The following is an 18,396-nucleotide window of genomic DNA, read 5'->3' on the forward strand; positions in this document are numbered from 1 at the left end:
ATGAGCGATGTGAAGGGAAGCGCTGGGGGACCGGCGAAGGAAACCGAGTCTCCGTTGCCGTACTACGTGGATGCGGCAATCTGGGAAAAAGATATCGCGCGGCGCAATCGCTGGTCGCGATCTCTGGCGTGGTGTGTGGCAAGCGTCGCCTCGGTCATTGCCGTTGCAGCGGTGGGCGCGCTGATCCTCGCGCTGCCGCTCAAGACTTATGAGCCCTACATGGTGGTGGTCGACAAATCCACCGGGTTTGTCGAGGTCAAGCGGCCGCTGGCCGACGGGCCTTTGCAGCAGGACGAGTCGATGGGGATGTTCGATATCGTCCGTTATGTGAAGGCTCGCGAGACCTACGATCCGAAGGCGCTGAAGGACAACTTCGATCTCGCGCAATTGCTGAGCGCCGGCGATGCCTCGAGGGAGCTCGTCGAGCTTTTCAGCCCGGCAAACAAGGTGACGAACCCGGTCGTGCTCTATGGGCGAAACACCGTCGTGGCGGTGACCGTGAAGTCCGTGACATTTCCCAACCAGAGGACCGCCCTGGTCCGGTTCATGACGGAGGAAAAGAGCCAAGCGAACACCGTGCAGCGGCATTGGGTGTCGTTGATCCGGTTCCGCTACACCGGCGTGCCGGCCAAAAACGAGATCCGCTTTCAAAATCCGCTCGGCTTCCAGGTGCTCGAATATCGGCGCGATCAGGAGACGGCGCCGGCACCCACCGCGGAGACACCGCAATGAAGGTCGCCCCCATCCTGATGGCAATCGGGCTCGGCGTTTGCGCAGTTCAGCCGGCCCTTGCCGAACAGACCCCTCGGGCGGGATCTCGTGACAGTCGCATTCGCTTCGTCTGGTATCAGAAGGACGATGTGGTGTCGGTGCCGGCCAGCTATGGCGCCTCGACCATGATCGAATTCGGCGATGACGAGAAAATCGAAACCCTCGGCGCTGGCGACGTCCCGGCCTGGAGCATCGAGCCCAACAAGAAGGGCAATGTGCTGTTTGTGAAGCCGATCGAGAAGAATGCGGGCGGGAATCTCAATGTCCTGACCAACAAGCGCAGCTACGTGTTCTTCCTTAACGGCGAGTTTCGGCCGGTTGCGCAACAAGTCTATGTGATCAAGTTCCGCTATCCCGAAGAGGTGTCGGACGCGGCGCTGATGGACGAAGCCCAGGCCCGGGCGGCACAGCCGAACCGGCAGGGTTTCAAGGCCGAAAACGCCAACTCGTCCTATGCCTATAAGGGGTCGTCGGCAAATAAGCCGCTCGTGATCTACGACGACGGCGTGAAGACCTGGTTCCGCTTCGATCCGGCAAGGGAAGTGCCGGCGATCTATGTCGTCGATAGCGAGCGCAATGAGACGCTTGTGAATTATCGCCGCGAGGGGGCGTACATCGTCGTCGACAAGGTCAATTACCAATGGACGCTGCGCAACGGCAACGAAGCAACCTGCGTCTTCAATCTGAGACTGAACAATGTGAACGAACCGACCGGGCTCGAACCTTACGAGCCGCAGCGTGTCGGCGGTGGGACTGTTCGGAAAGTGAGGGGGCCTGATGCCATCTCCCAATGAGTACAGAATGCTCGCCGAGGAAGGAACAGTGGTCGCCCCGCCAAAATTCGGGGCGAGCACATTCTTCAAGATCGTGGTGCCGCTGGGTGCGGTGGTCTTCGCCGGCTGGATGATCTATGCGGCGACGCGTGCGCCAGACAAGCCGCTGTTGACGGCGTCGGATGGCGAGGAGTTTCACACCACACAGTTTCCCGCACCTGGGCTCGTTACGCCGGGTCCCCAGCTTGATAACGGCACGCTGAAAATCCCGACGGCTCCCGAGGAGCCGCCGGCGGCGCCGGCACAGCCGCCGTCGACGGTCGAGGCTCCGCCTCCCCCTCCACCAGCCTTGCAACCGCCTGCAGCTCCACCACAGGTGCAGGATGATGCCGAGGCCCGTCGTCTGGCTGAGGAAGAACGGCGCAAGAAAGAAGAAGAGGAGCGCCGCAAATGGGAGCGCTTGCGCGCCAAGCAGCTCGTCGTCGATAGCGGCGATGCGCCTGGCAGTGCATCAGCGCTGGGCGGCAATGGAGCGGATGCAGCGGCGGCCGGAAACGCAGGCGAGGGCGAGGAGGACCCCAATCGGCGTTTTTTGGCAAGGGCGAGCCAGAGCGGAGCGGATACATCGAAAGCCACGATGAACCCGCGCACGGACGCTCTGGTCGCCCAAGGGACGATGATCAAGGGCGTGCTCGAGACCGCGATCCAGAGCGATCTTGCCGGTATGGTTCGGGCCGTCGTGTCGGAGGATGTGTGGTCGTTCGACGGTCGCAGGGTTTTGATCCCCGCTGGCTCCCGCCTTATCGGTGAATATCGCAGTGGCCTCGCAACCGGCCAAACGCGGGTGTTCATAGTGTGGACACGCCTGCTTCGATCGGACGGCATGTCGGTGCAGCTCGGCTCGACCGGCACCGACGAGCTCGGTCGCAGCGGCATGCCGGGCGAGGTCGACAACCATTATTTCGAGCGGTTCGGCTCGGCGATCCTTCTAAGTGTCGTGGGCGGTGCGACGCAATTCATCGCCAACCTTGGCAACGACCAGAATGGGTCGAACACCAACCAGACCTACACGGACCCGCAGACCGGACAGACGGTGACAGTCCAGACGCAGCCCAACCAATACCTGCAGAGCGCCCGCCAGATCGGCGCTCAACAGGTCTCGCAAAGCCTCAACCGCATTGCCGAAGAGGCGCTTCGAAATTCGATCAATATCGCGCCCACGATCCATGTCGATCAGGGGTCGCGCATCATGGTGTTCGTGCGCCGCGACCTCGATTTTTCGGAGTTCTATCCGGACCCGGTACGCGAGGCGTTGAGGGAGATACGACGTGAGCGGGCAGCAAAGAACCGTCTTTCTAAATAAGGCGCTGGAGCCGGTGCGGCGCTGGCTCGACGACGATCGCGTGGTCGAAATCTGTGCAAACGGACCTGGACTTGTGTGGGTCGAAAATGTTGGCTCGACACATATGGAGCCCTTCGACGTCCCCGAACTCGACCGCGCCGCGATCACCTACCTCATGGAGCGTATAGCGGCATCATCCTCGCAATCGATCAGCGAGGAAAATCCCTTGCTTTCGGCCGCCCTCCCCGGCGGCGAACGCTTCCAGGGCGTGCTTGCGCCGGCGACGCCGACAGGAGGCGCCTTCGCGATCCGCAAGCAGGTCGTGAAGGATATGCGCCTTGACGATTACCGGAAGCGGGGGTCGTTCGATGCGATCTCCGTCCAGGATCCCGGCGAATTGAGCGAGACCGACAGCGCCCTTTGCGAATATCTCGACGCCGGCAAGATCGAGGATTTCCTCCGCCTGGCCGTGCGGGAACGGTATTCGATCCTGCTTTCAGGAGGCACATCGTCGGGCAAAACGACGTTTCTGAACGCGATTTTGCACGAGGTGCCTTCGGATGAGCGGATCCTCACCATTGAGGATACGCGAGAGGTTAAACCACACCAGCCCAACTATCTGCCCCTCGTCGCATCAAAGGGCGACCAGGGCCTGGCGCACGTGACCGTTGAAACGCTGCTGCAAGCCGCCATGCGGTTGCGGCCGGATCGAATCTTCCTGGGCGAGATCCGGGGAGCGGAAGCCTATTCGTTCTTGCGCGCCGTCAACACAGGTCATCCCGGATCGATCACGACGATCCATGCGGACAGCCCGACCGGTGCGTTTGAGCAGCTAGCATTGATGGTCATGCAGGCTGGGCTCGGGCTGAGCAAGGCAGAAATCATCGATTACGTGCGGTCGGTCCTGCCGATTGTGATCCAACAAACGCGCCGGGGCGGCTGGCGCGGAACTTCGGCGATCTGGTTCAACCGCATGACCGAATGGAGAGCCGCCAGAAAGGTTCCCCAGAATGTCTCGCGTATTCGCTTATAGGCTTCTCCTCGGCCTCATCGGCCTCGCCGCCTTCTTTGCCCTTTGGAGCCTGGCCTACGAGCTGGTGGCGACATGGCGGTGGAATCCCGCGCTGTCCTCTGAAGGCGCCTCGCGCTGGGGGCTTCTAAAATACCAGAACGCGCAACGCAGCCTAAGCGGCCTGTTCGTTGCCTGGCAGCATTTCAGCCAGCGCCTGGCCTATCATCCCACGCAGGGCGAGACGATCATCCGGGGCGCGATCGCGGTCGCGGTTGTCATGGCGATCGGCGTCGGCCTGATCTTTGCAAGCCTGATCAACCGCAAGCCAAAGCACTACGGCAATGCGCGGTTCGGCACGATCATGGACGCCGAAAGGAAAAACCTGCTGGCAAAGCAAGGCTTGATCCTCGGCAAGATGGGTGGGGCGACGATCCGCTCGGACGAGCCCGCGCACGTCTTGGTGGTCGGGCCGACCCGATCCGGCAAGGGCGTCAGCTTTGTCATTCCGAACGGTTACATGTGGCGAGGATCCTCGGTGTGGTTCGATCCGAAGCGGGAGAACTTCGAGGCGTTCGGTGCGCACCGGCAGGCTCTCGGCGATAAGGTCTTTTTCTTTTCGCCCGGCGAGCAGGATTCGCATCGCTATAATCCACTGGATTTCATCCGGCGCGATGCGCGCATGCCGACGGACTGCGCGGTGGTCTCCTCCTTCATCATCCCCGAGGCGACAGGAAGTTCCGAGATCTGGGCGCGCGCCGGCCGGCAGCTGCTTTCGGCCATGATCGGCTATGTGCTGACGTCACCACGCTATGAGGGGCAGCGTCATTTGCGCGCCGTCGCGATGCTTCTTTCGACCGGCGTGGATTTTCTCAGAGTGCTGACGAATATCCGTAATGAAGAGGAAAAATATCTGCCTTCGTGGGTCGTGCACGGGCTCAACCAGTTCATTGCGCTGGAAAAGGAAACGCGAAACTCGGCCTACTTCAACCTGACGGCGGCTCTCAACCCCTGGACCAATGATCTCGTTGCAGCCGCTACGGCGTCGACCGATTTCGATATCTCGAAGTTTCGCAAGGACCCGACGGCTCTCTTCATCGGCTGCTCGGTGGCGCAGCTCGACGTGTTCCGGCCCATCATCAAACTCCTGGTTCAGCAAATCCATGATGTGCTGATGGCTTCCTCGCCAGGCCCGGACGAGCCCTATCAGGTCCTGGTGATGATCGACGAGTTTCGCCAGCTCGGCAAAATGGAGTCCATCGTTTCCAAGCTGGCGATCAACGCGGGCTATGGCTTTCGCATGGTCCTGATCCTGCAGGATCTTGCCCAGCTTGACGAAGTCTATGGAAAAGCGACGCGGCACACCACGGTGACCGCGTGTCAGGTGAAGCTTTTCATCCGCATGAACGACGTGGAGACCTCGGAACATGTCTCTGTAATGCTGGGACCGACCACGATCGAGGTGCCCACCCCGATCATCAGGGCTGGTCAAGGTATATTTGGGGCCCGAGACAAGAGTTTAAGTTATCAGGAAAGGCCGTTCCGGACGGCGGCGGAGCTTCGGCAAATGCCGGCGAAGCAGGCCGTGGTTCTGGGCTCGAGCCCCCCTGGTTTCATGGTGCGCAAGATCACTTATTATAAGGACGCTCCCTATAAGGCGACCTATCAGGAATTTCGGCACCGGCGCTTGAAGGTTCCGCCTCTCTCACGATGGCAGGATCTTCCGCTGCGCTCCATGGCGGAGGTCGAAGCGGCGGCTAACAACGCGCCGGCGGCCCCTTTCGAGTTGGGGGAACCTGATACCGTCGAAGCGTCGGCTTCGGGCGATACAGCCTATGCCGATGCGGTGCCGCGTGCGACTGCGGCTGAAAGGGCTGATCCCGTCGCGTTAAAGCCGAAAGTAAAGAGCGACAGCGCGGACGCACCACAGGTGCTGCCAAGCTCAGGCCTTTCGACGGGCGGTGAGGCTGAAGCAAAGAGCGAGGTCGCCGCTGAAGTTCCGGAGTTGAAGCCGAAGCGGGCCGATCAGACGGCTGATGATGCGCCGCGGCCGCTTCCCACCCTTGGCCGGCGATCGGCGCCGGCAGCGTCAAAGACGTCCGACCCGAGTGCGTCTGAAGGCAAGGCGAGTGTCTTGCAATTCCAAGTCCGGCCGGGAAACAAGTCCACGTCGATCGCCGCGCTGCTCGCATCGCTCGATCAGGAAGTGGAGGCCGGCGCTCGTTCCCTGTCACCGTCAGTGGATAGCGGAGATGTCGACGGGGGACCGTCAGCCGCTCTTGAGGCGCTGCAGGATCAAATTAGACGTCACGGCGATCGCTAGGACGTGAAATTCAGTTGAATACAAATGAGCGATTTGTGCCTTCGGTGCCTATGTCGAGTGAGAACAAGGCGAAGCGTCTCTAATCCGATGGCGGGCGCATCGAACCGTTTCGTTGCGCCTCCCGGTTCTTGGTCGGGACGTGAGTTGATTGCTGGTCCGTAAAACGCGATTGATTTTCACTCTACCCAACATGTATCAAAACCGATACAGTGCACCCCGATGAAGGTGATTGAATGGCTTGGAAGCAGCCGGGCGGATGTTCGAGCGTTTCCTGACGATGCGCGGATAGAGGCCGGCTGGCAGCTCGAACTTGTCCAGCGCGGCGACGATCCCGACGACTGGAAACCTATGCAGATCGTGGGGGCCGGCGTCAGGGAAATCAGGGTTCGGGAGGCATCGGGAGCGTTTCGCGTCATCTATCTGGCGACCCTAGAGGACCGCGTTTTGGTGCTTCATGCGTTCCAGAAGAAGGCACAGGCCACATCCAAGAAAGACCTCGATCTGGCGGCTCAACGGCTAAAACGATGGAAGGCAGAACGATGAACGTAGAAATCTATGAGAACGTCTGGGATGCCCTGGCGGACACCGAACAGGAGGCAGCAAACCTCAAGGCGCGCTCGGCGCTGCTCTACGAAATCCGTAAGGCAGTCCAGCGTTGGGGCATTCCCCAGGAGGAAGCCGCCAAGCGGCTCGGCCTGACGCGCCCTCGTATCAATGATCTGCTGCGCGGTAAGCTCGCCAAGTTCTCGCTTGACGCGCTCGTCAACATCGCCGCCTCCGCTCACCTGGATATAGAAATCCGGGTGAAGGAGGTTGCATAATCACGAGATGTCTAATCATCGTCTTTCCTCGGAGTACATCCGCGTTTGGACGCGAGCGTGTGCCGAACGGAGCCGCTGCCAGAGCCTGGCTTAGGGAACAACGAGCCCACGCAGTGCTGCATGACGAGGCAACTACTGCTTTTGCGGCTTTTGTGAATCCGGCTCTTCGCCTTCGACTGGAGCGGTGTTGATGCTCCTCGACTGCAGGCGCTGCAGTTCTTCGAGCCGTTCGCCTTTGACGATCTCGGGATCAAGCCGCTCGTTAGGATTCTGTGCCAATGATCGCGCGGCTTCGCTTGCGGCTTGTGCCTCGCGGGCTTCCTTCGCGGCGATGCTTTCGGCGTTGCGCACCACTTCGCGGTCTTGCGCAACCTGCTCAAGCGAGGTCGGATCAGCCGATCCGGCTCGTTCGTCGCGGATCTCCTGCTCGATGGCGCGATTACGGATCTCGCGAGCGCGATCGGCCTCAAGCCGCTCAGCGGCCTCGATCTCCTGGGCGCGATGGATCAAAGCTTCGGCGCGCGCGCCGGCAATCCGATGGGCCTGGTCTTCGCTGACATGCGTGACGCCGCCTTCCTGCAGGGATTTGAGATCCGTCCGGATCGCCAGCAGTTCCATGGTGGGCGCTGCGCGCCGTAAGAACTCCGCTTTCGTCTGGCCGTTCATCATGGCCGCTGTCTTGTTAACGGTCTCGTTGATCTGTTTCAGGTTTTCCCGCATCTGGTCCGCGGTGGCATCTGAACTCATTTGAACACCCTTTCCATCTCGAATAGCGACCACAACAGTACCGGATCGGGAAGCTTGCGTCATCCGAACAATGAATTGACTCGCTATCGCGTTATCCGGCCGGGAAGCAGCAACCGAGTGCCAGTCCCGAAGGCTTGCCTGGGTGGCCTGCAGCTGGCGCGCCGAAATCGGAATCTTTATCGGGTTGGCCCTCGCGTGGTCGATCCGCTGGCGGGCTTTCTCGATGACGTGCGGGTTTGCACGGGCGTAGGCGCGGTCACGCGCCTCCCTGCCCGGCCGCGGCTTTTCGGCCGTGGCCACAATCGCCTTGTCGCGCGGGCCATAGCTTTGTGATGACGCTCGATAGGCCGCGGAGGTCGCGACGATTTTCATGCCCTGTGCTTGTGCGTGCTGGGCATAGAGCGCGCGCCATTCGCGAAGCTGGGCCGGACCTGGTCGCAAGCGCTCACCGTCCTCACCCTTCACCGCAACGATGGCGTGGACATGAATATGACCGCCCTCCTCGGCCATGTCGGCATGCATGCCGAAGGCGAATTTGTGATTGGGGAACTGCTCATGCAGGAACCCACGTGCGGCCCTTACCAGAGCTTGCCTGTCCTCGCCCGCCTTGGCCGACAGGATCATGTGCATGGTGTCGCGAGGCTTGTAGGAATTCAGGGTCTTGTCCCAGGACTGCGCGGTCTGCCGAACCGCCTCCTCAGACGCGATCGCGGCGCCGTCGGCGCCGATCGCCGCTCCGTTATGGCTAAGGCGCGCGAGCTGGAACACGACACCGGCTTTGCCGTGGCTGGGCTCCCCAATTGGCTTCACCGAAACGGTATCCTCCTTGACCCCAAGCGCCCCGGAGATCCGCGAGGCGATCATGGCCCGGGTCGGTGCCGAGAACTGGCGATCCTGCTGGCGTCGATCCGAAAAGTGGAACCGATGCTTCACCTTGTCGTCCCCGTTCTCACCCCGCACGACGCTGTGTCCGGCCATGGTCGCGACGACGCGCGCGACGCTCGATCCGTCCTGCAGTGTGTCGATACGATAGGCGAAACCGTGGCCGGCGAAACCTGCCTGAACTGCCTGTGAAAGGCGCTCGGCATTCTCCTGCCCTCCCAGCGAAAGCCGAAACGTCGCCACATCCTCGCTCTCCCGCCGCTTGTCGAAACCCTTGCCCCACTGTTTCATTTCCTCGGCAACAGCTTCCTGCGTTGCCAGGATACGCGCGTCATGCGTCTCGAGCGCGACGCCCTCCTTCTGGATATATTGACCGATGGCGGCTGCCCTTGTGACGCCATGCCCGTAGGAAATCACCTTCAGAACGGCCGGCTGATACCCGGCCGCCAGCTTGTCGGCAGCGGCCCTCGGCCGAGGTCCGCCGGCGAGCTTCCGTCGCTTCGCTGGCAGGCCGAGGTTTAGGCGCCCGGCTTTACCGCGCGGCGGCTCCAGTTCCCCGGGAGACGAGCGCGGCACGGCGGGTTCCGGTGGCTGGCTTGCCCCGAGACCGCCCTCCCCCTTCCGGCCGCGAACCGTCTTGAACAACCCATCATCGTCATTTCCAGCAAAGGACAACAGGGCCCGACGCCGGCGCTTGCGGTTCTCTTCTTCAAAAGCCGCGCTCGCGCGAATCCGATCGGCTATGGCCTGTATGGAAGACTGGTCGAGGTTCACGCGCCCTCACCATCCAGCAGATGCGCCGCCTTCCGAAGTTTCAGGCCATGGGCGATCGTCATCGCCGTCAATTCGGCGTCGACAGCTTTCACCCTCTCATCCAGCGCTTCCCATATCGGCAACGCCGCCTCCATGGGGGCAGCGTGGCCGGAATGAATGGCATGGAGAAGCTGGCTGAGGTTTCGGCCGACCATCCGAACTTGTGAGGCCAACGCCGCGACAGTGCGTGAATTCTCAGCTGACAGAGCGGGACCGACATCCAGGCTGGCCCGGATAATGCGCCGCAACGTCTCCGCTCGGTCAAGCTGGAACACCTTGCAGGCCTCATCCAGGAGCGCGCCCGCCTCCGGCCCAATATCGATCCGGGAGCGCTTTCGGGTGTCCTTGTGGGCGGCGCTGGTGTCCAAAAATTCCTCGCTATGGCGGATGGGCCTCACGTCGAAGACGGTCCAGGTCGAAGCGAAGCGACGACCTGCTCAGCCAATTTGGACCCAAATTGCGTATCTTGTCAATTCAATACGAAATATTATACTGAATCACAGACACAATAATGCAGAGCCGATCATGCATCCTGGGACATTGCACCGATGTGCAAATTCATATTATCACACGGGCACTTATGCGCCTCGGCACTTTGTTGCACCGGCGCATAGTCATAATGCAAGAAAGTCACTTTGGCGCCAAATCGCCTATGCGCCTTGACGCCAAGGTACGCAACATTGGGAAAAAACAATGCCGGAACAACGCGCGGTGCAAATCACAGTGGCCTCTCCCAAAGGCGGGGTCGGCAAGACCATGACCACCATCCTGCTCGCTGGCGAGTTCGCCGCCGCCGGTCATCGGGTGACGGTGCTCGACACCGATCCGCAACTGTCCGCGCTGGAGTGGAGCAAAAACAGTCGCCGCGCCGGGTACGCGCTTTCAAACATCGACGTCATCCCCATCAGCTCGACCGACGAACTGATCGATCGCCTGGCGCAAGCCGACGCCGAGGACCTGCTGCTGGTCGATGTCCAAGGCACGGCCGTGGCTGCACTCGGCCCGGCCGTCGCCAACGCCGACTTCGTGCTGATTCCGACGAAAGCGCACGTCTTCGATGTCAAGCAGTGCCTCGGTCTGATCCGGCACATCCGCTCACTTGGAGGGCGCCACCGCGAAATTCCCTACGCGGTGATGCTCAACATGGTTTCGGGGATCGAACACAACACGATGGCCTTCCGCACGGCGATCCAGCTGCTGCGGCAGGCCAACGCAAGCGTGCTTGAGACCTTTTTGTCGCAACGGCCGACCTTCGCCTCAATCGCAACCGCCGGGACGCTTTACGAAGTCCAGCCTGTGAACAAGGCCGTGCAGGACGCTCGCGACCAGACGAATGCCCTGACCGCCGAGATCATCCGCAAACTGAACGGAGCCACCCCGCAATGAACGAGAAAAGCGATCGGACCGCAAACCAATTGCCGCTGCCCGCCTTGAAACCGCGTGCCCGTTCGGATGATCCGTTCTCGCGCAACATGGCTGCCATAGTGGAATCCAGCATCAGCGAAACGGACAACCTGGAGCAGCAGACGAGACCCCGCTCGGCCAGAGAGGCGAAAGCGAAGCTCGAAAGGCCAAAGGCAGACGGCGAGACAGCCCGGCTGCACACACGCATTCCGGTCTCGCAGATGATCGAGCTGCAGGTCCATTGCGCGCGCAATAGAACAACCATGCAGGAGGTGGTGCAGGGCCTGATAACGGAATTCCTTGCTCGGCAGCCGAGGTAGCCAGACGCGCCAATTAGCGTCGATTTTCGTTACGACCGACCGCGCACGATACCGCCCAACGAGGATTGGCTACATCTCTCCGGGGAAGGCCATCAAAGACGCTGCTGAACGACTGACGTTCGGTTCCATCCATCACCAGAGTGAATCGATCCGCGTCCGCTGATTCAAACCATTCATTGGACGCGCGCGTCCGGCTGCGCGATTCTGTCCGTAATGATCGCGCAGCTCTATCGCCTCTGTATCGAACGCCGCGACGCGGATCGGAACATGGCGCGCTTCTATGCACTGTCGGTCGAGGAGACCCTGTTCGGCCAGACCTGCCTGATCCGGCGTTGGGGCCGGATCGGAACCACCGGCCGCACGGTACAGCACTCCTTTGATACCGAGGGCGAAGCCGTCGCCCTTTTCCTCGAGCTGCTGCGCGCCAAGCGGATGCGCGGCTATCAGCCGCGATCCGCCCGACGCGCAGAAGCGATCCCGTCTTGACAGGTAGCCGGTAGAGCGACGGGAGCGAGGTTCTGGAACAAAGTCGCTTCGTGTACCGGGCGCGGGGCGATGTCGCCAGTGGGAAGTCAGTGATCTTGACACCGTGGCAAGATGTCGGCGGTCACTTGTGAGGCGATAGGTCGGGTGGAGTCGACAGCGAAGATTGTCCGGAGCACGACGAAATTCTCGGCGAAACGTTGAGACGTTCGACAATTCAGCCGGCAGCCACTTTGCCCTCGACCAGCATGGTGACGACATCGCGCATGCGAACTTCACTAATGCGCTGGGCCAAAAATGTCCCCGCCATGTTCTGGCACGATCCCTGTTCCGCTATGCCACCGTCGCCACCGTTCTGGCTTTGATCTTTTTGTCTGTCAGGATAGGTCAGGATGGCGGCGGGCACACACAAGCGGCTTGCCCGATCCGGCAAAGAAGCCCGGTCTCCAGCGACCACGACTCCGGCTTGTATCGAGGAGGCAGCGATGATTACGGCTTCAATGCTGGGTATCGTTCTCATCGCACTGGCCGGGATTATCGTCATCCGGCGTTAGTGGCGATACATTGGAGCACCGAGCCGGATGATGGCTTCGGATTTTTGCGACATTGGGACCAAATGTGTATTTGGCGCCTATGATCGATATCGACAAGGATTGGCTCTCTTCCCAATACTCGCTCCGTTTTGACGCCATTGAACTGGTCGTTGACAGCGTGAATCGTACTTATCGGGCACGTGCGGGGCAGAAGTATTTCTATTTACGGCTCTACCGCGCATCGGGAAGGCCCCTTTCGCAGATCATTGCCGAGGTAACCCTGCTGACGCAGTTTCCTGACCGCGCGGATGTGGGTGTTAGCCAACCTGTCGCCACGGCCGACCGGTCCGCCCATATCCTTGAATTGGCATGTGGTGGTAGCCTTCGTCATGCCTACCTTTTCGAAAGTGTCGAAGGGGACCCGATCGAGCTTACACCTGCTGGTATGGCGCAGTTTGGAGCGTTCATCGCGCACCTGCACCTGGCTATGCCAACCGCCATTGGCGGAGACATCCGAAGCCTTGAGCCGATAGCGATAGTCCAAGATACGTTGCTGGCACTTTCTCCCATCCTTGAGAGCCGCGAAGTCTCGGGAGTGATTGAGCACGACTACCTGGCATGCTTGCGGCGATCTGAGTTGCACTCCCTTCCAGCCGGCCTGTGTCACGGCGATGCCTGGACAGGCAATACTCGCGTTCACCATGGGAAGGTCCACTTTTTCGATTTTGATGATTTTGGGCACGGCCCTCTTGTTCTCGACCTCGGCACGGCGGCATGGCACTTAGCGCGCGCCGAAAGCCCCAATTCCGGTGAGATGGTCGCTTCATTGATATCCGGATATGAAAAGATCCGCCCGTTGTCGAAGATTGAGCTCGACGTGCTGCCCCTTTTCATGGGCCTTGCTGAAGTCCGCTCGCTGCTGTTTCTCGCGCGCTATTGTGCGTTGACCAATGATTTGTGGGCCGACGCGGAAGTTGGATCGCATAATGAGTAATTCGAGCCGTCCAAACCCGAGCGAAATTCATCCGCTATCGGAAGCGCCCTACGTACAAGTGACCTCGCCTTCGTCACCGCGATCGATGTCGGTTGCCTCCACCTCGGCGAATTGACGACGCTTCTCGGCCAGATCGCCGGTGAACGCAAAAGTCACCACTATCACGCGACTGGTATGACACGAGCCTGCGGGCGCATGGGCAAAAAGCTGGCGCAAGCGCTCCCGTTCACCCTCTAGATCGTCGAGGGCGGGCTCGAGGGCGGGACGGCCCAAGCGGCGTCACGGTCCTGGGGGGCTCGATCTCGTAATCCGCGCCGGTCCCCATCGGCATGGTGCTGTAACGGTAGCTCCCCGCCGAAGCGCTGACCCTCACATTCGAGATCGAAACCGCCGATCGAGCGATGATCGTCTCTGCTCCTGCTGGAGGTGCACGAGCGTCAGGATCTCCCTCATCAGCACCTGCGAGCAGCACAAACATTCCAAGCGCAAGTTTTGAGGGTGGAGAGGGACCCTCTCCGTTCTTGCATAGCTGCATTGCACAAAACGTGTTTGCGCATTGCACAACTTTTAGCCATTAAGCCTACAGCTGATGCACGCGATGGTTTCCTCCCATTCCATCGTATCAGCTGTTCCCCTCTGAAGGTTTTGACCTTCACACCTAAAGGGCCTCGGTTTACCGATGGCCCTATTTTTTTTGGCGGCCGAACGTCGTTGATTGCCTTCGTCACTGTGTGGAACGCGGCGCGATCGCCGGTTCAGCCAGCAAGCTTTGGTGTCATTTCTCCCTGGCGAAATCGACCCCTTCCGACAAAAGCCTGACCTTTGCCAGTCTTCTACGGGCAAGCGTTCGCGCCAGAAGTTCAAAGCCGCGTCCATAACATTCAACAATGAAAGCCAGTGTCATGAGATCGAGCAGAAAGTCGTCGATCGCATGTGTGAGCGCATCGGACCTTTGTTCGAATTGAAGTAGCAAGGCGCGCGCCTCTTGGATCGCGGCCCGACAATCGCCTGCGTCTATCAGGGAATCGATCCTGTCAAAGATCTGCAAGCGTCCTCACTCTCCCAAGCCACACTCAACGCATCGAACGCCGTTGGTGAGCGAGCTTTCAGCGAAAAAACAGGGTAGCGTTTCGCGAAAAGGCATCGTTCAGCAAAGTGCCCGTTGATGAAGCATGGCGCGTCAAACGACAAGCATGAATCCGGGCTTCACCCAGGTGATGTCGTCGAAGGCGAGTGAGCTGGCCCACGTCTGCGTCTCGGCCGCCCGACCACTGGTCAGGAGGAGCTGTGGCCACATTTGTCGGAGGCAAATGGGCTTCGACCGCATGCATGCGGCTCCAGGATGACAATTAGACTGCGCTAATATATTCTATGCGGCATGTGGGGGATGTCATGAGACAGCCACGAAGACGTATCGCGCTGGCGTGGCTTGTCTTAACTGGCAATGCGGATGCTCACGATTGGTACACCGGCAAGACTGATCCGGTTCTGCAATATGATTGCTGCGGCAACAAAGATTGCCATCCGATAGACTCTCGCAATGTCAGGGAGACGAAAGACGGCTATTACGTCAGGCTGCTTCGCCCTTCCTATCTGAATGAGCCACAAGAGCCAGAGTGGTTTATTCCTAGGGAGCGCGTCCAAGCCTCGGCCGATGATCGCTACCATCTCTGTGAGCGGTTGATGACCTTCTATCGAACGATCATTCCTCACATGAAGTTCGAGGCCTACCAGAGGTTCAGATGGACGTGTTTCTTCGCGCCCAAGGGCACGAGTTCAATCGAACAGGGCCGCTAGAGGTTCTTCACCCGATCCTGGTCGCGCTCCACCGGATGAATGCGCATTAGCGGAAGTTAAATTTCGACTGTTTCGGCTTGCCGCAAATTAGGGTCTCGGTGGCATAACTCGGGCATGACTTTGGGGGTGCTGGCAGGAAGACTGATGCGCGGGCGTGGATGGATCAAGGCGTTGCGTCAGGACGATGCCCAACAGGTGCGTGCGCACATTGCCGAACTTGAGCGCAACCTCATTGCGACCACACCTCAGGGACGCCATCGACGTTTCGAAGCCGGGAACGAACTTCGCATTGCGAAATTCCGCCTGGAGCGACTCGAGGAATGTATCGCCGGAATAGCGGAGAAATGTGGGGGTTAGATGAGATGCTCTCGAAGTTGCCGCGCGGTACGGCCGGGCTGTGCGTCGGGGCTGTCACAAGGCCAGCCGTCTGACGCCGCTCGGTCAGGAGCACCCTTCAAGCTGCGCTGGGCGGCAGACGCGCAGGCACACGAGACTGCCTGGAGACAACCCGCAAGGGGTTCCTGTTCCAGAGTACCGGACGAGGGGCGACCGGCCTGCGGGCCCCGCCCGTCGTCGGCCAAATCACCTCTATCGTAATTGATTGCCAAGTGACAAAATGCGTCTTTGATGGCTATTGGTTCGACGTTGCGCCCGCGCTGGCTACCGGAAAAGAATTTTCCGTCCTATGCGTATCTTCCCGGCCGGCAGCCGCATCCCGTGCGCGATCCTGCAGGACACAGCTATCACAGCGAAGCAATTCAGATTGCTGAAGAGGCGTCGCTTGACTCGGACATGTTCCTCTGGGGTATCGACCTCTTCAATCATGGCTATTACTGGGAAGCCCATGAGGCTTGGGAAGGTCTTTGGCAGGTTGCAGATCGAGGCGCTCCGCTTCGGATGCTCTTCAAGGGATTGATCCTGTTATCGGCGGCCGGCGTGAAGATCCGCGAGGGCAAGCATGCGGCGGCGGTGCGTCATGCCGGACGCGCCGCGGCGCTCCTTCGTCGGCTGATGAACGCGCCGGATCGCGCCTTCGAATGCGCGCTCGGCATGTCACTCACCGTGCTTGCCGAACAGGCCGAAGCCGCAGCAAGGATTCCGGCAGCCTTGCAGGCGACAGCGCTGGGTCAGCCTCAAGCCGTGTTTGATTTCATTCTCGGGTCACGTTCCCGCGGAATGCCGATCAGATCGCAAAAGAGAAACAGTCATTCGTAGAAGACGGCGGATTCACCGTGCCGTTTTGCGGGAATTCGACGACGAAATCGGCGTTCCGTCCTTACGCTGGGGATAACACCCTTGTTCGCTCTTTGTTCTTTTCCAAAAAAGAGCGGTAATATATAGTCTGAAACTACATCAGCCCTCAGTGAGTCAGCGCGCCAAACGACTGTGCAGCCTAGGATTCTCAATGAACCGACAATCAGCTGCCCGAGCTGCAAAACGGAGATCAAGCTCAACGAGTCGCTCGCGGCGCCGCTGATTGCCGCGACTCGCGAGGACTATGAACGGCGTTTGGAGCAGAGCAACGCGTCCATGGCGGCCCGGGAGGAAAAGCTTAAACGCGAGCAGGCCGCGATCGACGCCGCCAAGGAGGACATCGGCAACCAGGTCGCTGAGCAAATCAAGCTTGAGCGTGCCGCAATCGCGCTCGAGGAAGCCCGCAAGGCAAAATTGCCGCTTTCGGTAGACCTGGAGGACAGGGATAACAAGCTTGCCGAGCTGGAGGCGACGTTGAAGGCGCGCGACGAAAAGCTCGCCGAGGCCCAGCAGCAACAGGCGGGATTTCTCAAACAGCAGCGTGCGCTTGACGATGAAAAGCGCGAGATGGCGCTGACCATCGAAAGGAAGATCCAGGAGGGATTGGACGCCGTACGCGTAAAGGCGAGGTCCGAAGCCGAAGACGGCCTCAAAATGAAGGTTGCGGAAAAAGAAGAACAGATCGCCGGCATGCAGCGTCAGATCGAGGAGCTGAAGCGCCGTGCGGAACAGGGTTCTCAGCAGCTGCAGGGCGAGGTCCTCGAGCTTGAGCTCGAGTCCCTCATTGCCAGCCGGTTCCCGATGGACACCATCGAACCGGTCGCCAAGGGCGAGTTCGGCGGAGATGTCCTGCACCGCGTGGTCGGACCCGCCGGCCAGCCCTGCGGCGCCATTTTATGGGAATCGAAACGCACCAAGAACTGGAGCCAGGGCTGGCTTGGGAAGCTCAGAGGAGATCAACGAGCCGCGAAAGCGGATATTGCGCTGATGATCTCGGAAGCGTTGCCTCCCGGCGTGGAAACCTTCGATCTTGTGGACGGAGTTTATGTCGCCCATCCCAAGTGTGCGATCCCGATCGCCATCATGCTTCGGCAGTCCCTGATCGAGCTGGCGAACTCCCGCCTCGCCCAGGACGGCCAGGCCACCAAAATGGAACAGGTCTACGGCTATCTGACGGGTCCGCGGTTTCGCCACCGTGTCGAGGCGATCGTGGAGAAATTCTCCGATATGCAGGAGGACCTCGCCAAGGAACGCAAGGTCACAACACGCCTGTGGGCCAAGCGCGAGGCGCAGATTCAAGGGGTGATCGAGTCGACTGTCGGCATGTATGGTGACTTGCAGGGTATCGCCGGCAAAGTGATGCAGGAGATTGAGGGGCTGGATGTGCTGGGGATTGAAGCCGCTTCGCCTGAAACTGAATAGGAGGCCTTCGGGTCGGCCAAGGCGATCAGGACTCCTCACAACGACTGATCCCAACTGAGACGCGACCAGAAGACGGGACCCGAGCCCCTGCTCCGCAGCCATCGCTTCGTCACGCTTTCTCGTTCCGCCTGCGGGCTTGGTTTGGAACGGCCGAAGGCCCCGCCTTGCGGCGGAGCCCTCGTCGAGGCGATCAGTCCCGGTTGGGGCGAGACCAGATCAGCTGCAGGCCTTCCTCGCCCTCCACCTCGATCAGGGTGGCGTAGATCGGAGCGGGGAAGCTCGGGTCGTCCAGCTTGACCGAGAGATAGTCGCGGCCCTCGTTGGAGACCTTCTGCCAGGCGGCTCCGAGATCGACGCTACCCGAGTAGACGCGGAAGTGGGGGCCTTTGTCGGAAGGGTTCTCGACGCGGATCAGCTTGGCTTTGACGTTGAGGTTGAGGGTTTTGATGGCTCCGGAAAAGCCGTTGCCGTTTGAGGTGAATGTGCCGATGGTAGCCATTTGTCGTCTCCGTGAGTTTCTCGGGCCGCGACCACCGCGACCTCGATGGCGGTCGATGGACCGGAGGCGATCGGCCCGCACCCACCGGGGTCCCCCATTAGCCTGGGGAAATCGGGGGGGAGTAGGGGCCCAAACACAAAGTAAGGGCGCCCCGGGGGAGGGGTGTTTTTAGGGTGGGGTTTTAAAAAATGACGAGGACCAAGACCAGT

General features: G+C 60.2%; 21 protein-coding genes. 15 read left to right on the top strand and 6 right to left on the bottom strand.

The genetic code is table 11. From position 1 onward, the window contains the following. The 7 genes from NKH02_RS26460 to NKH02_RS26490 all read left to right on the top strand — a co-directional run bounded on the left by NKH02_RS26460 (position 1) and on the right by NKH02_RS26490 (position 7,039). Positions 1-732 (top strand): VirB8 family type IV secretion system protein, encoded by a 732-nt coding sequence (locus NKH02_RS26460; RefSeq protein ID WP_352882661.1) that lies wholly within the window; start codon positions 1-3, stop codon positions 730-732. Then, positions 729-1,565: a P-type conjugative transfer protein VirB9 gene (gene virB9 / locus NKH02_RS26465; protein WP_352809434.1), complete on the top strand. Its 837-nt coding sequence runs from the start codon at positions 729-731 to the stop codon at positions 1,563-1,565. Before NKH02_RS26460 ends, virB9 begins: the two co-directional genes overlap by 4 nt. Before the next feature lie 7 nt (positions 1,566-1,572). Further along, a complete protein-coding gene (gene virB10, locus NKH02_RS26470) occupies positions 1,573-2,907 on the top strand; it encodes a type IV secretion system protein VirB10 (RefSeq protein ID WP_352882663.1) in 1,335 nt (444 codons plus the stop codon). Continuing rightward, complete coding sequence (virB11, locus tag NKH02_RS26475) at positions 2,873-3,919, top strand: P-type DNA transfer ATPase VirB11 (RefSeq protein ID WP_352882664.1); 1,047 nt, start codon at positions 2,873-2,875, stop codon at positions 3,917-3,919. Before virB10 ends, virB11 begins: the two co-directional genes overlap by 35 nt. Positions 3,920-4,175: 256 nt before the next feature. Further along, a complete protein-coding gene (locus NKH02_RS26480; RefSeq protein WP_352882665.1) occupies positions 4,176-6,218 on the top strand; it encodes a type IV secretory system conjugative DNA transfer family protein in 2,043 nt (680 codons plus the stop codon). Positions 6,219-6,437: 219 nt separating this feature from the next. Next, positions 6,438-6,761, top strand: coding sequence for a type II toxin-antitoxin system RelE/ParE family toxin (locus tag NKH02_RS26485; RefSeq protein WP_023819763.1), 324 nt, complete (start codon positions 6,438-6,440; stop codon positions 6,759-6,761). Then, positions 6,758-7,039: a helix-turn-helix domain-containing protein gene (locus tag NKH02_RS26490; protein ID WP_006205593.1), complete on the top strand. Its 282-nt coding sequence runs from the start codon at positions 6,758-6,760 to the stop codon at positions 7,037-7,039. Before NKH02_RS26485 ends, NKH02_RS26490 begins: the two co-directional genes overlap by 4 nt. A gap of 132 nt (positions 7,040-7,171) precedes the next feature. Here NKH02_RS26490 and NKH02_RS26495 read toward each other — a convergent pair whose 3' ends face one another. Both NKH02_RS26495 and NKH02_RS26500 read right to left on the bottom strand, forming a co-directional pair. Next, on the bottom strand, positions 7,172-8,650 hold the full coding sequence (locus tag NKH02_RS26495; protein ID WP_352882667.1) for a relaxase/mobilization nuclease domain-containing protein: 1,479 nt from the start codon (positions 8,648-8,650) through the stop codon (positions 7,172-7,174). Between the two features lie 788 nt (positions 8,651-9,438). Next, positions 9,439-9,849, bottom strand: coding sequence for a hypothetical protein (locus tag NKH02_RS26500; RefSeq protein ID WP_244493981.1), 411 nt, complete (start codon positions 9,847-9,849; stop codon positions 9,439-9,441). Between the two features lie 325 nt (positions 9,850-10,174). Here NKH02_RS26500 and NKH02_RS26505 point away from each other — a divergent pair, with 325 nt between their 5' ends. The 3 genes from NKH02_RS26505 to NKH02_RS26515 all read left to right on the top strand — a co-directional run bounded on the left by NKH02_RS26505 (position 10,175) and on the right by NKH02_RS26515 (position 11,691). Next, positions 10,175-10,867: a ParA family protein gene (locus NKH02_RS26505; protein WP_352688713.1), complete on the top strand. Its 693-nt coding sequence runs from the start codon at positions 10,175-10,177 to the stop codon at positions 10,865-10,867. Positions 10,868-10,896: 29 nt separating this feature from the next. Further along, positions 10,897-11,205, top strand: a complete 309-nt coding sequence (locus NKH02_RS26510; protein ID WP_352603828.1) for a hypothetical protein — start codon at positions 10,897-10,899, stop codon at positions 11,203-11,205. A 213-nt stretch (positions 11,206-11,418) separates the two neighbouring features. Beyond that, the gene (locus NKH02_RS26515) at positions 11,419-11,691 is read left to right on the top strand and encodes a WGR domain-containing protein (protein WP_352882668.1); all 273 of its coding nucleotides are present in this window, start codon (positions 11,419-11,421) and stop codon (positions 11,689-11,691) included. Positions 11,692-11,905: 214 nt separating this feature from the next. On the opposite strand, the gene NKH02_RS26520 is transcribed toward NKH02_RS26515, so the two are convergent. Beyond that, on the bottom strand, positions 11,906-12,208 hold the full coding sequence (locus NKH02_RS26520; RefSeq protein ID WP_352549336.1) for a hypothetical protein: 303 nt from the start codon (positions 12,206-12,208) through the stop codon (positions 11,906-11,908). A 113-nt stretch (positions 12,209-12,321) separates the two neighbouring features. Between NKH02_RS26520 and NKH02_RS26525 the strand changes: the two genes are divergently transcribed. Further along, positions 12,322-13,215: a phosphotransferase enzyme family protein gene (locus tag NKH02_RS26525; protein WP_352882669.1), complete on the top strand. Its 894-nt coding sequence runs from the start codon at positions 12,322-12,324 to the stop codon at positions 13,213-13,215. Positions 13,216-13,263: 48 nt separating this feature from the next. On the opposite strand, the gene NKH02_RS34590 is transcribed toward NKH02_RS26525, so the two are convergent. After that, positions 13,264-13,488, bottom strand: a complete 225-nt coding sequence (locus NKH02_RS34590; protein ID WP_352951167.1) for a hypothetical protein — start codon at positions 13,486-13,488, stop codon at positions 13,264-13,266. Between the two features lie 502 nt (positions 13,489-13,990). Next, positions 13,991-14,263, bottom strand: a complete 273-nt coding sequence (locus NKH02_RS26535) for a hypothetical protein (protein WP_352549342.1) — start codon at positions 14,261-14,263, stop codon at positions 13,991-13,993. 344 nt (positions 14,264-14,607) lie between these two features. Here NKH02_RS26535 and NKH02_RS26540 point away from each other — a divergent pair, with 344 nt between their 5' ends. From NKH02_RS26540 to NKH02_RS26555, 4 genes are all read left to right on the top strand, one after another. Then, complete coding sequence (locus tag NKH02_RS26540; RefSeq protein WP_352549344.1) at positions 14,608-15,012, top strand: hypothetical protein; 405 nt, start codon at positions 14,608-14,610, stop codon at positions 15,010-15,012. A gap of 144 nt (positions 15,013-15,156) precedes the next feature. Then, a complete protein-coding gene (locus NKH02_RS26545; protein WP_031193926.1) occupies positions 15,157-15,369 on the top strand; it encodes a hypothetical protein in 213 nt (70 codons plus the stop codon). 270 nt (positions 15,370-15,639) lie between these two features. Beyond that, positions 15,640-16,227: a DUF309 domain-containing protein gene (locus NKH02_RS26550; protein ID WP_352795113.1), complete on the top strand. Its 588-nt coding sequence runs from the start codon at positions 15,640-15,642 to the stop codon at positions 16,225-16,227. 171 nt (positions 16,228-16,398) lie between these two features. Next, entirely contained in the window at positions 16,399-17,688 is a 1,290-nt protein-coding gene (locus NKH02_RS26555; RefSeq protein WP_352882670.1) for a DUF2130 domain-containing protein, read from the top strand. A 190-nt stretch (positions 17,689-17,878) separates the two neighbouring features. Here the strand turns inward: NKH02_RS26555 and NKH02_RS26560 are convergent, their stop codons facing one another. Further along, a complete protein-coding gene (locus NKH02_RS26560; RefSeq protein WP_023819777.1) occupies positions 17,879-18,187 on the bottom strand; it encodes a DUF736 domain-containing protein in 309 nt (102 codons plus the stop codon). Positions 18,188-18,396: the final 209 nt, after the last annotated feature.

The sequence above is a fragment of the Mesorhizobium sp. M1396 genome, from assembly GCF_040317725.1.
Classification (GTDB): domain Bacteria; phylum Pseudomonadota; class Alphaproteobacteria; order Rhizobiales; family Rhizobiaceae; genus Mesorhizobium.